Source organism: Mesorhizobium sp. C399B, assembly GCF_030323185.1.
In the GTDB taxonomy this organism is placed as follows: Bacteria; Pseudomonadota; Alphaproteobacteria; order Rhizobiales; family Rhizobiaceae; genus Mesorhizobium.
The window spans coordinates 4,063,641-4,077,375 of the sequence record NZ_CP100472.1 but is presented as its reverse complement, the minus strand read 5'-3'; the positions used below and the strand labels follow the sequence as shown (position 1 = coordinate 4,077,375).

The 13,735-nt window shown below is 63.7% G+C and carries 15 protein-coding genes; 11 read left to right on the top strand and 4 right to left on the bottom strand.

Annotated elements, in window-relative coordinates:
• Positions 1-36 precede the first annotated feature (36 nt).
• The 6 genes from dnaN (at position 37) to NLY36_RS19530 (ending at position 5,303) form a co-directional block, all read left to right on the top strand.
• A complete protein-coding gene (dnaN, locus tag NLY36_RS19555; RefSeq protein WP_023669575.1) occupies positions 37-1,155 on the top strand; it encodes a DNA polymerase III subunit beta in 1,119 nt (372 codons plus the stop codon).
• A 62-nt stretch (positions 1,156-1,217) separates the two neighbouring features.
• Positions 1,218-2,363, top strand: a complete 1,146-nt coding sequence (gene recF, locus NLY36_RS19550) for a DNA replication/repair protein RecF (RefSeq protein ID WP_023703472.1) — start codon at positions 1,218-1,220, stop codon at positions 2,361-2,363.
• A 31-nt stretch (positions 2,364-2,394) separates the two neighbouring features.
• A complete protein-coding gene (locus NLY36_RS19545; RefSeq protein WP_023703473.1) occupies positions 2,395-3,150 on the top strand; it encodes a molybdopterin-synthase adenylyltransferase MoeB in 756 nt (251 codons plus the stop codon).
• Positions 3,151-3,154: 4 nt separating this feature from the next.
• Positions 3,155-3,643, top strand: a complete 489-nt coding sequence (locus tag NLY36_RS19540) for a GNAT family N-acetyltransferase (RefSeq protein WP_023703474.1) — start codon at positions 3,155-3,157, stop codon at positions 3,641-3,643.
• Positions 3,640-4,893, top strand: coding sequence for an aconitase X (locus NLY36_RS19535; RefSeq protein ID WP_023736145.1), 1,254 nt, complete (start codon positions 3,640-3,642; stop codon positions 4,891-4,893). Before NLY36_RS19540 ends, NLY36_RS19535 begins: the two co-directional genes overlap by 4 nt.
• Positions 4,890-5,303, top strand: a complete 414-nt coding sequence (locus NLY36_RS19530; protein ID WP_023736146.1) for an aconitase X swivel domain-containing protein — start codon at positions 4,890-4,892, stop codon at positions 5,301-5,303. The genes NLY36_RS19535 and NLY36_RS19530 overlap by 4 nt, the downstream gene beginning before the upstream one ends.
• Positions 5,304-5,315: 12 nt before the next feature.
• Here the strand turns inward: NLY36_RS19530 and NLY36_RS19525 are convergent, their stop codons facing one another.
• On the bottom strand, positions 5,316-6,317 hold the full coding sequence (locus NLY36_RS19525; protein ID WP_023736147.1) for a 2-hydroxyacid dehydrogenase: 1,002 nt from the start codon (positions 6,315-6,317) through the stop codon (positions 5,316-5,318).
• 157 nt (positions 6,318-6,474) lie between these two features.
• On the opposite strand from NLY36_RS19525, the gene NLY36_RS19520 reads away from it, so the two are divergent.
• Positions 6,475-7,032, top strand: a complete 558-nt coding sequence (locus NLY36_RS19520; protein ID WP_023669569.1) for an SH3 domain-containing protein — start codon at positions 6,475-6,477, stop codon at positions 7,030-7,032.
• A 13-nt stretch (positions 7,033-7,045) separates the two neighbouring features.
• Here NLY36_RS19520 and NLY36_RS19515 read toward each other — a convergent pair whose 3' ends face one another.
• Both NLY36_RS19515 and irrA read right to left on the bottom strand, forming a co-directional pair.
• Entirely contained in the window at positions 7,046-7,405 is a 360-nt protein-coding gene (locus tag NLY36_RS19515; RefSeq protein ID WP_023669568.1) for a DUF4260 domain-containing protein, read from the bottom strand.
• Positions 7,406-7,415: 10 nt separating this feature from the next.
• Positions 7,416-7,847, bottom strand: coding sequence for an iron response transcriptional regulator IrrA (irrA, locus tag NLY36_RS19510; protein WP_023688734.1), 432 nt, complete (start codon positions 7,845-7,847; stop codon positions 7,416-7,418).
• 344 nt (positions 7,848-8,191) lie between these two features.
• On the opposite strand from irrA, the gene fabA reads away from it, so the two are divergent.
• From fabA to NLY36_RS19490, 4 genes are all read left to right on the top strand, one after another.
• A complete protein-coding gene (gene fabA, locus NLY36_RS19505) occupies positions 8,192-8,707 on the top strand; it encodes a 3-hydroxyacyl-[acyl-carrier-protein] dehydratase FabA (protein ID WP_023669566.1) in 516 nt (171 codons plus the stop codon).
• Positions 8,708-8,829: 122 nt separating this feature from the next.
• Positions 8,830-10,050: a beta-ketoacyl-ACP synthase I gene (gene fabB / locus NLY36_RS19500; RefSeq protein WP_023736148.1), complete on the top strand. Its 1,221-nt coding sequence runs from the start codon at positions 8,830-8,832 to the stop codon at positions 10,048-10,050.
• 33 nt (positions 10,051-10,083) lie between these two features.
• Entirely contained in the window at positions 10,084-10,896 is an 813-nt protein-coding gene (gene fabI, locus NLY36_RS19495; RefSeq protein ID WP_023669564.1) for an enoyl-ACP reductase FabI, read from the top strand.
• Positions 10,897-11,079: 183 nt separating this feature from the next.
• Positions 11,080-12,633, top strand: coding sequence for a putative bifunctional diguanylate cyclase/phosphodiesterase (locus NLY36_RS19490; protein WP_023688736.1), 1,554 nt, complete (start codon positions 11,080-11,082; stop codon positions 12,631-12,633).
• A 16-nt stretch (positions 12,634-12,649) separates the two neighbouring features.
• Here the strand turns inward: NLY36_RS19490 and NLY36_RS19485 are convergent, their stop codons facing one another.
• Positions 12,650-13,663: a class I SAM-dependent methyltransferase gene (locus NLY36_RS19485; protein ID WP_023736149.1), complete on the bottom strand. Its 1,014-nt coding sequence runs from the start codon at positions 13,661-13,663 to the stop codon at positions 12,650-12,652.
• Positions 13,664-13,735: the final 72 nt, after the last annotated feature.

Below are 13,735 nucleotides of genomic sequence, written 5' to 3'. Positions count from 1 at the left end.
TGACCCGTCCATTCATTCAAGCGAGCCTGTTTCGTCATGCGTGTTATCCTGGAACGGTCCAATCTCCTGAAGTCGCTCAACCACGTTCATCGCGTGGTCGAGCGGCGCAATACCATACCGATCCTGTCGAACGTGCTGCTCAGCGCCGAGGGCGCCAGCCTTGAAATGAAAGCCACCGACCTCGACCTCGAAGTGACCGAAGCGACGCCGGCAAAGGTCGAGCGCGGCGGGGCGACGACGGTTCCGGCGCACCTGCTCTACGACATCGTGCGCAAGCTGGCCGACGGCGCCGAAGTGATGCTGAAGACCGACGAGGACGGCAACGCCATGACGGTAACGTCGGGCCGCTCGAGCTTTCGCCTGCAATGCCTGCCGCAGTCCGATTTCCCGGAGCTTTCGGCGGGATCCTTCTCACACATCTTCCGGCTCGATTCCGTCGCCCTGAGAGGCCTTATCGAAAAGACCCAGTTCGCCATCTCCACCGAAGAGACGCGCTACTATCTCAACGGCATCTACCTGCACACGCATGAAACTGGCGGCAAGCTGAAGCTGCGTTCGGTGGCGACCGACGGCCACCGCCTGGCGCGCGCCGAGATCGACGCTCCGGCCGGGTCCGAAGGCATGCCGGGCATCATCATTCCGCGCAAGACGGTCAGCGAATTGCAGAAGCTGGTCGACGATCCCGATGTCGCGGTGACCACCGAATTGTCCGACACCAAGATCCGCTTCACCATCGGCAGCGTGGTTCTGACCTCGAAGCTGATCGACGGCACTTTCCCGGACTACCAGCGCGTCATTCCGACCGGCAACGACAAGAAGCTGATCATCGACCGCCAGAGCTTCGCCGCCGCCGTCGATCGCGTCTCGACCATTTCCTCCGAGCGCGGCCGCGCGGTGAAGCTTTCGATCACCGAAGGCCAGGTGACGCTTGCCGTCAACAATCCGGATTCGGGCAGCGCCACCGAGGAACTGGCCGCTGATTACTCCTCAGACCCGATCGAGATCGGCTTCAACGCCAAATATCTGCTCGACGTCGCTGCTCAACTGACCGGCACGGAAGCCAAGTTCATGCTGGCCGATGCCGGTTCGCCGACGCTGATCCACGACATGGCCGATGAGACCGCGCTCTACGTGCTGATGCCGATGCGGGTGTAGCAGCCGCACTGCGGCACACTGCAGCATAATTGATTGCGGCGACTTCTACAGGCGGATAGCGGTTGCCGGAACAAAATCACATAAGTAAGCTCACACTTACGAATTTCCGCAATTATGCGGCGTTGTCGATCGGCTTTTCACCCGGCGCGGTGGTGTTTTCCGGCGACAATGGCGCCGGCAAGACCAATCTCCTGGAAGCCATCTCGCTGCTGACGCCTGGCCGCGGCCTGCGCCGTGCGCCCTATGTCGACGTGGCCCGCGAAGGCGGCGATGGCGGCTTTGCGCTGCACGCAAGGCTCGACGGGCCGGAGGGGCAGGTCGAGATCGGCACCGGCATCACCGGGGGTGAAGCGGCCGGCGAGGGCGGTCGCAAGGTGCGCATCAATGGCGCGCCGGCACGGTCGGCCGACGCCATGCTGGAATGGCTGCGCGTGGTCTGGCTGACGCCGGCCATGGACGGCCTGTTCCCCGGACCTGCCGCCGACCGGCGGCGCTTTCTCGACCGGCTGGTTTTGGCTGTCGATCCTGGCCACGGCCAGCGTGCGCTCGATTACGAGAAGGCGATGCGCGGACGTAACCGCTTGCTTACGGAAGGCTCGCGCGACGGCGCCTGGTTCGACGCCATCGAGATGCAGATGGCCGAAACCGGCGTGGCGATCGCGGCTGCGCGCGCCGAGCTGGTGCGCCTGCTGGCCGCCATGATCGACAGGTTGCCGTCCAGCGGGCCGTTTCCGCAAGCCGACATCAGCCTCTTCGGCGACCTTGAAAGCCATGTCGCCTCAGCACCCGCTGTGGATGTCGAGCAACGCTATCGCGACGCCCTTGCCGACGGCCGCGAGCGCGACCGCGCCGCCGGACGCACGCTCGACGGCCCGCACCGTTCGGATCTACTGGTGCGCCACCGCCCCAAGGCGATGCCGGCCGAACTCTGCTCGACCGGAGAGCAGAAGGCGCTGCTGGTCGGCATCGTGTTGTCGCACGCAAGGCTGACCGGCGAGATGTCGGGGATGACGCCGATCCTGTTGCTCGACGAGATTGCCGCGCATCTCGATGCCGGCCGGCGCGCCGCGCTGTTCTCGATCCTGGAGGAGCTGAACTGCCAGGCCTTCATGACCGGAACCGACGCCGCGCTGTTTTCCAGCCTGAGGGGACGCGCGCAGTTCCTCACCGTCGACCACGGCACGGTTGGGCCAACCGAAGAGACCTGACAAGGTTTTTGCTCCGCTATATGGTCGGGCAATGACCCCTGCCGCCCTCACCGACGAAGAACTCGAACGCTATGCCCGCCACATCGTGCTGCCTGAGATCGGCGGCGCCGGCCAGCAGAGGCTGAAGCGGGCGCGAGTGCTGGTGATCGGCGCCGGCGGCCTCGGCGCGCCGGTGCTGGAATATCTCGCTGCCGCAGGCGTCGGCACGCTTGGCATCGTCGACGACGATATTGTCTCGCTGTCCAATCTGCAGCGGCAAGTGATCCACGCCACCGATACGGTCGGAACGGCGAAGACCGAGAGCGCCAAAGCAGCGATCGCCCGGATCAATCCCCATGTCGCGGTGGAATTGCACGATTTCAGGCTGACGGCCGACAATGCTGCCGTTCTCGTGGCGCGCTACGACGTGGTCGTCGACGGCTCCGACAATTTCGAGACGCGCTATGTGGTGGCGGATGCCTGCGCGGCGGAAAAGCGGCCGCTCGTGCATGCCGCCGTCGGCCGCTTCGACGGCTCGGTTACGGTGTTGATGCCGTTCGGCACCGGCACCGACGGCAGACCGAACCCTGGATATCGCGACCTCTTTCCCGAAGCGCCGCCAGAGGGGCTGGTGCCATCCTGCGCGGTGGCCGGGGTCGTCGGTGCGCTGACCGGCGTCGTCGGCACGCTGCAGGCGATGGAAACGATCAAGCTGATCACCGGCATCGGCGAACCGCTGGTCGGCCGGCTGCTGCTCTACGATGCGCTGTCGGCGCGCTTCGACACGATCCGCTACAAGAGAAGCTGACCGCATGGATCAGCCTGCCAGTGTTTTGGTCACGCAGCTCGCCCCCGGCTTCGACCGCTGGGACGAACTGCTCAGCCTGATCATGCGCGCCTTTGCACCGATGGACGGCGTCATCGACCCGCCCTCCTCGGCACATCTGCTGAACGCCGGAAACCTCAGGGACAAGGCTGGCCGAGAGACCGTGTTGCTGGCCCTGCAGGATGACAGGATCGCCGGCTGCGTTTTCGCGCTGGAGAGAGCCGATGATTTCTACATCGGCAAGCTCGCCGTCGAACCTGAGCTTCAAGGGCAAGGCATCGGCAGGCGGCTGATGCAGGCTGTCGAATTTCTCGCCCGCAGCCGGAACAAACCGGCCATCGAACTGCAGACGCGAATCGAACTGACCGTAAATCATGCAACCTTTGCCGGTCTCGGCTTTCGCGAGACTGAACGCACCGCGCATGACGGCTATGACCGGCCGACCTCGATCACCTTGCGCAAGGAGTTGGCGTGAGCCTTGCACTCAGCTCACAGGAGCAGACAGTCGCCTCCGGCCATGACGGGGCGGCGATGGCGATGCGCATCGTTGCCGAAAGCGCTGCGCTGCTCGGCGCGCCGCGACTTATCCCGATCGCCTCGACGCATATAGACGGCGCGCTCTATCACGGCGATTCCGGCACGCTGTTTGCCGAAAGGCTGGTCGATAGCGGCGCCAGGGTCGCGGTGCGCTCGACGCTCAATGTCGGCGCGCTCGACCTGATGGGCTGCTCGCGCGTGCGCCTCGAAGAGCCGGCGCGCGGCATGGCGCGACGAATGATGGAGGCCTACCGCAAACTGGGCTGCGAGCAGAGCTGGACCTGCGCGCCCTATCAGGCCGGCCACAGGCCGGCGCTTGGCAGCGATGTCGCCTGGGGTGAATCCAACGCGGTGGTGTTCTGCAATTCGGTTCTGGGGGCACGCACCAACCGCTATGGCGACTTCCTCGACATCGCCTGCGCCATATCGGGCCGCGCGCCGGATTACGGCCTGCATCGCCCCGAGAACCGGCAGGCACGGCTGGTGTTCGATGTGTCCGGCCTATCCGCCTCGTTCCTTGGCTCCGAGATCGCCTGGCCGGTGCTGGGCAACCTCTACGGCCGTGAGGTCGGCAATGCGATCGGCGTCGTCACCGGCATATTCAGCCATCCCGGCGAGGATGCGCTGAAGGCCTTCGGCGCGGCGGCGGCATCGTCGGGCGCCGTCGGCCTGTTCCACATTGCCGGCGTGACGCCCGAGGCGCCCGACGCCGAGACCATCCTGGTGGGCGGCAGGCCGGAAACGATGATCCGCGTAACGCCGGAGATGGCCATGAAGGCCCGCGCCGGCCTGTCCACCGCAGCCACGCAGACCGCCATCGATGCCGTGGCGATCGGCAGTCCGCATCTGTCTTTGGCCGAATTCGATGCACTTGAGCGGCTGATTGGCGGGCGGCGGCTCAGCGTGCCGATTTACGCCTGCACCGGCCGCCACGTGCTCACCAGGCTGGAGCAGAACGGCAAGCGCAAGATGCTCGAAGCCAGCGGCGTCATCATCGTCGCCGACACCTGCGTGGTGGTGACGCCGATCCTGCCGGATCTGGCCGGCGGCGTGCTGATGACCAATTCGGGAAAATTCGCGCACTACGCGCCGGGCAATACCGGTTACGCCGTGCTTTACGGCTCGCTGGCCGACTGCGTGGAAAGCGCGGTTGCCGGTAAGCCCAGGTTTACGGACATCGCCGCATGAATGCTGCAGCCGACATACTGGTGCCGGGCAGCGGAGGCGAAGGGCTGGCCTTGGTGCTGACGGCGCCGATCAGCTTCTGGGGTGGCGTCGATCCGAAGAGTGGCCGCATCGCCGATGTCCGCCACCCCCAGTATGGCGAAACCATTTCCGGTCGCGTGCTGTTCCTGCCCGGCACGATCGGCTCGTCCTCGGCGTCCGCCGTGCTGATGGAACTCCTCCACAATGGCCATGCGCCGACGGCACTCGTGCTGCACGAGCCGGACGCGATCCTGCTGCTTGGCTTGATTGTGGCCAGGCAAATGGGCTGGCGGACGCCGGTAGCGCTCAGGCTTAGGCGCGACGCTTTTGAGGCCTATCCCGGCAAGCGTGTGAGTGTCGCGGCGGATGGCGCCCTCACAACCGCATCCTGAACGCGGCCCGCTTCAAGTCCGTAGCGGCAGCACGCGGTCCGGCGGCCGGTGGCCGTCGAAGAAGGCGCGGATATTGATGATCACCTTCTCGCCCATGTCGATGCGGCCCTCGATCGTCGCCGAACCCATATGCGGCAAAAGCACGACCTTGTTCTTGGCGGCAAGCTTCAGCAGTTTCGAGTTCAGCGCCGGTTCGTGCTCGTAGACGTCGAGGCCGGCCCCGGCGATCTTGCCGTCCTGGATAAGCTTGACCAGCGCTTCCTCGTCGATAATGTCGCCGCGCGCGGTGTTGACCACATAGGCGGTGGGCTGAAGCAGAGCCAGGCGCCGCGCCGAAAGCAGATGAAAGGTCGCCGGCGTCGACGGGCAGTTGACCGAGATGATGTCCATGCGGGCAAGCATCTGGTCGAGGCTTTCCCAATAGGTCGCCTCCAGCCCTTCCTCTACCGCCGGCAGCACGCGATGGCGGTTATGGTAGTGGATCGACAAGCCGAAAGCCTTGGCGCGCCTCGCAACCGCAGTGCCGATACGGCCCATGCCGACGATACCGAGGCGCTTGCCCCAGATGCGCCGGCCGAGCATCCAGGTCGGCGACCAACCGGCCCATTTCTTGTCGCTGGTCAGCACATTGGCGCCTTCGGCCAGCCGCCGCGGCCCGGCCAGCATCAGCGCCATGGTCATGTCGGCCGTATCCTCGGTCAGCACGTTCGGCGTGTTGGTGACGGTAATGCCTTTCCTGGCCGCCGCAGCGACGTCGATCTTGTCGACGCCATTGCCGAAATTGGCGATCAGCTTGAGATTGTCGCCGGCCTGGGCAATCAGCGCCGCATCGATCTGGTCGGTGATGGTCGGCACCAGCACATCGGCTTCCTTGATCGCCGCGACCAGCTCCGGCTGCGTCATCGGGCGGTCCTCGACAATCAGCCTGGCGTCGAAGAGTTCGCGCATGCGGGTCTCGACCGGATCGGGCAGCTTGCGCGTGATGACGACGAGAGGCCGTTTTTTGCCTGCCATTGTTTCCTCGAACCCGATCTCGTTGAGACCTCTTTAACCAAGACAGGCGAAACTGAATACCGGTCGCGGTGCCTGCCACTCCTGTAACAAGCGGTGCCGCCGAAGACAAAGAAAAAGGGGCGCCCGGACCAAAGGGCACGCGCCGAAAGGAATGAAAGTGTCTGGTTTCGCGTCGCTTCGCCTGATCCTCAGCGCAGCGCTTCTCGGCGCTCTCCTGCATTCCCCGCAAGCCGCGGCGCAAGGTGCCGCCGCACCTGTGCAGACGGTCACGCTCGGGCCGAGCGGCCTGCCGCTGCCGCGTTTCGTCAGCCTGAAATCGGCTCGCGTCAACTCGCGCGTTGGCCCCGGCGCCAACTATTCCGTCGACTGGATGTACACAAAGGCCGGCCTGCCGATGGAAATCATCCAGGAATTCGATACCTGGCGGCGCGTGCGCGATGCCGATGGCTCGGAGGGTTGGATCAACCAGTCGCTGCTGTCCGGCCGCCGGACCGCGATCGTCGCCCCCTGGCAACGCACCAAAGGTGGCCGAATCAATCTGCTCGACGATGCCGATAAGGACGCCAGCGTCATCGCCATCATCGAGCCGGGCGTTACGGGCACGATCAAAACCTGCGATGGCCAGTGGTGCGAAATGACCTTCGACGGCCACACCGGCTGGATCGCCCAGTCGCAGGTGTGGGGCGCCTATCCCGGCGAGCACGTCAAGAATTGAGATTGCTGGAGGCCTAACGGCCGATACGGCCGAGATGGGTGTCCTGAAAACCAGTCGACAGTTTGAGACCGTAGCCGAGCGCGCGGTCGACGGCGATGTGGATGATCCAGATCAGACCAATAGCGGTCGCCGTCGAATTGGCCAGAACATATCCGGCGAGGGCCAGCAACAGCGGGACGATCAATATGTGCAACGCGTTGTAAGCGACAGCGCCGATCCGTGCCCCGGCGAGATAGCCCAGCATCGACAGGTCGGGCGCCAGAATAAGCAGGGCGAACAGCCACCAGGAAACGCCTGACGCGGCATAGGCGACTATAGCCACGACCGCGACCGCAACCCATTCGAGCCGGATTGCAAAATCGACAGGTTTCACGGGTTGGGGCTTAAACGCTGCGCTTCGGGCGCAGCCTCACCACGATGTCGACATTGGCGATCTCCATGCCTGCGGGTGGCTCCGGCAGGTTGGAGACGGTCACCGGACCGCTTTCTATATCGAAGATCCTGTTTTCGCCTTCGATGTAAAAATGATGGTGATCGGAGGTGTTGGTGTCGAAATAGGTCTTGGACCCCTCGACCGCCAGGATGCGCAGCAGGCCGGCCTGGGTGAACTGGTGAAGCGCGTTGTAGACGGTGGCGAGCGAGACCGGCACGCCGGCGGCGACCGCCTCTTCATGCAGTTCCTCGGCCGAAAGGTGGCGGTCGCCCTTGGCAAACAGCAGATCGGCCAGCGCAATGCGTTGGCGTGTCGGCCTGAGGCCGGCTTCGCGAACCCGCTTGTCCACAGCGACATTTTCCTTCCGGCAGCCCAGATCCATCTATCCGTCCAAGCCCACAGTTCTGCCTCAAGACACGCCCAGAGTGGCGAAAAAACGTCATCAACCGAAACTGGATACCTCCCGACATATATTCTGTTGGCGGAATACGATCAATAGAGCGACGTGCGTCCAGTTGGACGCACTAAGTGCGCTCTATCGCTTTTTTGGCGTCGCATCGTGCTTTCCGGAATCGAGATCGATTTCGGGCCGATGCGAGAGCGCGCATTGACCCGGGCAGACGGGCGGGTTAAGCGCAAACGCCGGTTTCCGGACCGAAAGGGATTGTGTTAGGAAACCAACGACAAGGGCGCCCCACCGCCCGGGACATTATGGGGACGAGACATATGGCGGGTTCGAAATCCAGCTACGGTTATGAGGAATTGCTTGCCTGCGCCCGCGGCGAGCTGTTTGGGCCTGGCAACGCCCAGCTGCCCTATCCGCCGATGCTGATGTTCGACCGCATCACCGAGATCAGCGAGACCGGCGGCGCCCACGACAAGGGCTTCATCCGCGCCGAATTCGACATCAAGCCGGACCTGTGGTTTTTCGCCTGCCATTTCATCGGCAATCCGATCATGCCGGGGTGCCTGGGCCTCGACGCCATGTGGCAATTGACGGGTTTCTACCTCGGCTGGCTCGGCGAGCCGGGCAAGGGCATGGCGCTGTCGACCGGCGAAGTGAAGTTCAAGGGGATGGTGACGCCTTCGGTCAAGAAAGTGGAATACGGCATCGATTTCAAGCGCGTCATGCGCGGACGCCTGGTTCTCGGCATCGCCGATGGCTGGCTTAAAGCCGACGGCGAACCCATATACGCGGCGACAGACCTCAAAGTGGGGCTGTCCAAGCAATCGGCCGCCTGACCGGCGCCACTGCAGCAGGGCGTTCCCGGACGCGCAACGACGCTGCGGCATTTTTGTTTTGCGTATGATCGCCGGCGAAAACCGACTAGGGTTTCGGGATCATCCGCTGGAAGGAGTTGCGAATGAGAAGGGTCGTCGTCACAGGCCTCGGCATCGTATCGTCGATCGGCAACAACGCCAACGAGGTGCAATCCTCGCTCCATGATGCCAAATCAGGCATCAGCTTCTCAGATTCCTTCGCCGAACACGGCTTCCGCTGCCAGGTCTGGGGTGCGCCGACGCTCGACCCGACCCCTATGATCGACCGGCGCGCCATGCGCTTCCTGAGCCAGGGCGCGGCCTGGAACCATGTCGCGATGGACCAGGCGATCGCCGACGCCGGGCTTGGCGAAAGCGACATCACCAATGAGCGCACCGGCATCGTCATGGGCTCGGGTGGCCCCTCGACCCGCACCATCGTCGAGGCGGCCGAGACCACGCTCAAGAACAACAGCCCCAAGCGCATCGGTCCGTTCGCGGTGCCGAAGGCGATGTCGTCGACCGCGTCGGCGACGCTCGCCACCTGGTTCAAGATCCACGGCGTCAACTATTCGATCTCGTCGGCCTGCTCGACCTCGGCGCATTGCATCGGCAACGCCTACGAACTGATCCAGTGGGGCAAGCAGGATGTGATGTTTGCCGGCGGCCATGAGGACCTCGACTGGACGATGTCGGACCTGTTCGATGCCATGGGGGCGATGTCGTCGAAGTATAACGACAAGGCGTCAACAGCGTCACGCGCGTATGACGCCACCCGCGATGGCTTCGTCATCGCGGGTGGCGCGGGCGTCCTCATCCTGGAGGAGCTCGAACACGCCAAGGCGCGCGGGGCCAAGATCTACGCTGAGATCGTCGGCTATGGCGCGACGTCGGACGGTTACGACATGGTGGCCCCGTCGGGCGAAGGCGCGGTGCGCTGCATGCGCCAGGCTCTGGCGACGGTGTCCACGCCGGTCGACTACATCAACACCCACGGCACCTCGACGCCGGTCGGCGATTCCCGGGAAATGGGCGCCATCCGAGAGGTGTTCGGCGACAAGATGCCGTTCATCACCTCGACCAAGTCGCTGACCGGCCATTCGCTGGGTGCCGCCGGCGTCCAGGAATCGATCTACTCGATCCTGATGATGCAAGGCGGCTTCATCGGCGAGAGCGCCCATATCGAAAACCTCGATCCCGAATTCGAGGGCATGCCGATCGTGCGCAAGCGCATCGACGACGCCAGGATCGACACGGTTTTGTCCAACTCGTTCGGCTTCGGTGGCACCAACGCAACGCTGATTTTCCAGCGCTATTCCGCATAAGGCCAGCGTTTTTTTGTAGGGGGATTGCCGGCCATGGACGGACTGATGAAGGGCAAGCGCGGGCTTGTCATGGGCGTCGCCAACGATCATTCGATCGCCTGGGGCATCGCCAGGAAATTGTCCGAACACGGAGCGGAGCTTGCCTTCACCTATCAGGGCGACGCATTCGGGCGCCGCGTCAAGCCGCTTGCCGAGAAGCTTGGGGCGTCTCTGGTGGTGCCGTGCGACGTCGAGGACAGCGCATCGGTCGCCGCCACCTTCGAGACGCTCGGCAAGGAATGGGGCGGGCTCGACTTCGTCGTCCACGCCATCGGCTTTTCCGACAAGAACGAGCTCAAGGGGCTCTACGCCGACACCAGCCGCGACAATTTCGTCCGCACCATGGTCATCTCCTGCTACTCCTTCACCGAGGTCGCCCGCCATGCCGCCCCGCTGATGAGCGAAGGCGGCGCGATGATCACGCTGACCTATGCCGGTTCTGTCCGCGTCATGCCGAACTACAACGTCATGGGCGTCGCCAAGGCCGGACTGGAAGCCAGCGTGCGCTATCTCGCCAACGACTATGGCCCGCGCGGCATCCGGGTGAACGGCATATCGGCGGGACCGGTGCGTACTTTGGCCGGCGCCGGAATTTCGGACGCCCGCCACATGTACTCCTACCAGCAGCGCAACTCGCCGCTGCGCCGCACGGTGACCATCGACGAGGTCGGCGGCTCGGCGCTCTATCTTTTGTCCGACCTCTCGTCAGGCGTCACCGGCGAAATCCATTATGTGGATTCCGGCTATCACATCGTGTCGATGCCAACCCTGGATGAGTTGAAGCAGACCGACAGCGTACGCGATTAATTCACCAGTAAAATTAGATGCATGGGCGGAAACTCATTTTAAGGAGATATCCGCTAGAAGTCCTATGGGCTTGGGCTCTGCGCGTTCTTGCTGGGCGCAAAGGATGCTTTAGCCTTTATGAATTTGCGCTTGATATTTCCCGAAGTCGAGTTGATTTCGGGATCATGCGACAGGGACTGAGCAATGCCTGCTGTCAGCAACCCGAAGCGAACACCTGTGTTCCGGCTGCTCACCGTCGCCAGTTCGGGCCTTGGCAGTTTCATCCTTGGGCTTTGGGGCCTCCGGCATGGTTTCGGGGACGGCTTTGCCGGCATGCAGGCGGAAACCATGATCGGCATCGCGTCGGCGCTATGCGCGCTGGCCGCCGCCGGTGCTGCCTTGTCCTTCTTCGCCGGCGTCGATGAATCGGTGGACTACGTTTTCAACGAAACCCATTTCGACAAGCTGACCGGGCTTTTTGCGCGGCCGGCGATGGTCGGCAGGATTGCCGACGCGGCGTCCGCGACGATCAGGACCGGTGAGCCGGTGTTCCTCATCGACATCGACATCGACCGCTTCAAGCAGATCAACGACGCCATCGGCTACAGCCATGGCGACGAACTGATCCGCGGCTTCACCAAGCGGTTGAAGGCCTGCATGCCCGAAGGCGCGGTCATGGGGCGCATCGGCGCCGGCGAGTTCGCTATCCTTGTCTGGGAACACCAACTCCAAAGGTCCATGGAAAGCACCGTCGAAACCATGATCGAGGAGATGCTGAAGCCGTACCAGCTCGATTCCCACCTGCAGTCGGTCGGCCTGTCGGTCGGCATCGTGGCGATGCCAAAGGATGGCGTCGATCCGGTCCTCATCCTGCGCCGCTCCAACCTGGCGCTGCAGAATGCCCGCGCCGGCGGCGTGGGCAACTGGTCGGTCTTCCATTCCGACATGGGCCAGGTCGCCGACTACCGCCACTGGATCGAATCCGAACTGCACATCGCCTTCGACCGTGGCGATTTCGACCTTCATTACCAGCCGCAGCTCGACCTGCCGACCGGCCGTGTCGTCGGCTACGAGGCGCTGATCCGCTGGAAGCACCCGGAACGCGGCATGATCCCGCCGATGGAATTCATTCCTATCGCCGAAGAGACCGGCATGATCCACCCGATCGGCAATTGGGTGCTGAACAAGGCCTGCAGCGATGCCCGTCATTTGCCCGAGGACTGCTTCGTTGCCGTCAACATCTCGCCGGTCCAGTTCAGGACCAAGGATTTCGTCGGTATCGTGCGCGACACGATGGCCAGCACCGGCATCAAGCCGTCGCGGCTGGAGCTCGAAGTGACCGAGACGGCGATGATGCAGGACCGCGACCGCGCCGCCATCATCCTGCAGCAGCTTGCCGACATGGGCATTTCGGTGGCCGTCGACGATTTCGGCACCGGCTATTCCAATCTCAGCTACCTGATCGACTTCGCCTTCGGCAAGCTGAAGATCGACCGCTCGTTCGTCAGCCGCATCGACACCGATTCCAATTCGGGCGCCGTCGTCTCTACCATCGTCGGCCTGTCGCGGGCGCTCGGCGTCGGCATCATCGCCGAAGGCGTCGAGACCGAGAACCAGGCGACGCTTTTGCGAGCAGCTGGTTGCGAGATGGTGCAAGGCTATCTGTTCGGCAGGCCGGCGCCGCTCAAGATCAAGCCTGGCGATATCAGACCGACCATTCCCGTCCACGAGCCGGCGCGCATCGTCAGCATGCATTGAGGCGACCGGCACCGTCCTATCGGCGCGCGGAGAAAACCTTGAACATGCCGTCGCGGGCGAGCTCGGCATGGCTGGAGAAGACGGCCTTCAGAACCGGTTCGTAAGGCAGCTGACGGTTCGCCACCATGAACAGCCGCCCGCCCGGCTTCAGCGCCTTGCCCGCCGCCTGGATCATGCCGGCGCCGATTTCCGGCTCGGCCGCCCGGCTGCGATGGAAGGGCGGGTTCATGACGATGGCATCATAGCGCCGCTCGACCGGCTCGCTCAGCAGATCGGTCCAAAAGAAGCCGGGCTCGAAGCCTGTCTGGCCGATATTGCCCTTGGCCGCCTCAAGCGCGTCGAAATCCGCTTCGTAAAGGTCGAGCCCCGTTATACCGGATGAACGTGCCGCGACCTCGGCGGCGACATAACCCCAGCCGGCGCAGAAATCCGCAATGTTGCCGCGCAGGTCTTTGGGCAGGTTGTCGACCAGAAGTTTCGAGCCGGCGTCGATCCGGTCGAAGGAGAACATGCCGGGCGCGGTGCGGAAGCGGTCCTCTACGACCAAGGCGGGATTGGCGACGCGCAGTTTTTCCGCAGGCGCCAGATCGACCGGACGGCGAAGCCAGAAGGCGATGCCGTGATATTTCGGCAGATGCCCTTCGATGGGAACAAGCTCGTCGATGCGCTTGCGCAGGCTGGCGATGCCTTCGTCCTTACCGCCGGCGACAATGATCAGACCGCCCGGCGTGACGCGTTCGATCGCCTCGGCAATACGCATCTCGTTTAGCCCACGATGGCGGCCGGCAAGCACGAGCGCTGCATCGAATGCATCGCCTTCCGCGCGCGGCGTTACCTTGTGACCGGCACGCTCCAGCGCTCGGAGATGCGGCCGGAAACCCTGTGCAAGATGGAGCTCTGCCTCGAAGCCTTCCGGCAAGCGGAAGCCGGGCTCCGCACCCAGGAACAACACACGCTCGCCCTTTTGCGGCAGAGGGAACCCCTCGGCCTCGAAGGGATGGAACAGTGTCTTCAGCGGCTCAGCGGCCATTCTTCGATTCTCATGTCGTAGACGGGTATTAAACGAAAACGGGCGCGACATAAGCCGCGCCCGTTCAACTCT

Excerpts from the sequence above, each read along its gene's own strand:
- dnaN (WP_023669575.1), top strand. The coding sequence starts at position 37 with ATGCGTGTTATCCTGGAACGGTCCAATCTCCTGAAGTCGCTCAACCAC.
- NLY36_RS19545 (WP_023703473.1), top strand. The coding sequence starts at position 2,395 with ATGACCCCTGCCGCCCTCACCGACGAAGAACTCGAACGCTATGCCCGC.
- NLY36_RS19540 (WP_023703474.1), top strand. The coding sequence starts at position 3,155 with ATGGATCAGCCTGCCAGTGTTTTGGTCACGCAGCTCGCCCCCGGCTTC.
- NLY36_RS19530 (WP_023736146.1), top strand. The coding sequence starts at position 4,890 with ATGAATGCTGCAGCCGACATACTGGTGCCGGGCAGCGGAGGCGAAGGG.
- NLY36_RS19525 (WP_023736147.1), bottom strand. The coding sequence starts at position 6,317 with ATGGCAGGCAAAAAACGGCCTCTCGTCGTCATCACGCGCAAGCTGCCC.
- irrA (WP_023688734.1), bottom strand. The coding sequence starts at position 7,847 with ATGGATCTGGGCTGCCGGAAGGAAAATGTCGCTGTGGACAAGCGGGTT.
- fabA (WP_023669566.1), top strand. The coding sequence starts at position 8,192 with ATGGCGGGTTCGAAATCCAGCTACGGTTATGAGGAATTGCTTGCCTGC.
- fabB (WP_023736148.1), top strand. The coding sequence starts at position 8,830 with ATGAGAAGGGTCGTCGTCACAGGCCTCGGCATCGTATCGTCGATCGGC.
- fabI (WP_023669564.1), top strand. The coding sequence starts at position 10,084 with ATGGACGGACTGATGAAGGGCAAGCGCGGGCTTGTCATGGGCGTCGCC.
- NLY36_RS19490 (WP_023688736.1), top strand. The coding sequence starts at position 11,080 with ATGCCTGCTGTCAGCAACCCGAAGCGAACACCTGTGTTCCGGCTGCTC.
- NLY36_RS19485 (WP_023736149.1), bottom strand. The coding sequence starts at position 13,663 with ATGGCCGCTGAGCCGCTGAAGACACTGTTCCATCCCTTCGAGGCCGAG.